The 424-nt window shown below is 45.8% G+C and carries 1 pseudogene; it reads right to left on the bottom strand.

Going from position 1 to position 424, the window contains the following annotated elements:
• A pseudogene (locus tag NON16_RS25160) lies at positions 1 to 257 on the bottom strand (group II intron reverse transcriptase/maturase); the annotation flags it as partial.
• Positions 258 to 424 lie beyond the last annotated feature (167 nt).

The raw sequence follows: 424 nt of genomic DNA, 5'->3' as shown, positions 1-424 counted from the left end.
ATCCCCAGTGGTCTTAACTTCCCATTATCTTTCTGAATGTAATGTCGGCGTGCAGGTTGAGGCTGATAACGTTTCTCTTTGAGCTTTCGTTGAATCTCTCGGAGATTCTGATGAAGATTTACTTCAAACCATAGAATCGTTTCTCCGTCTATTCCCGCACTGCCTTTATTCGCCTTTACGGCTTTCCAGGCTTCCAGAAGGTTTCTCATTTGATACACTTTATCAATGATCGAGTATAGTTTACGTTTAGGTTTCATGGTGTTCACCACCCTTCACGCTACTCACCACGTTGGTTTACTGGTCGCTACAGAAGTCGATTCCTTTCTCGTTCCACCCACGAGAGGTGCGTGCTTAGGCAAAACCAATCGCTTCTCCTCCCTTAGATATACTCAGGTCGCCGGTGTCCTCCATCCTCGAGTGTTTT

The sequence above is a fragment of the Pseudalkalibacillus decolorationis genome (assembly GCF_024609785.1).
GTDB classification, from domain to species: Bacteria; Bacillota; Bacilli; order Bacillales; family Fictibacillaceae; genus Pseudalkalibacillus; species Pseudalkalibacillus decolorationis.
This window is presented reverse-complemented; position numbering and strand designations above follow the sequence as displayed.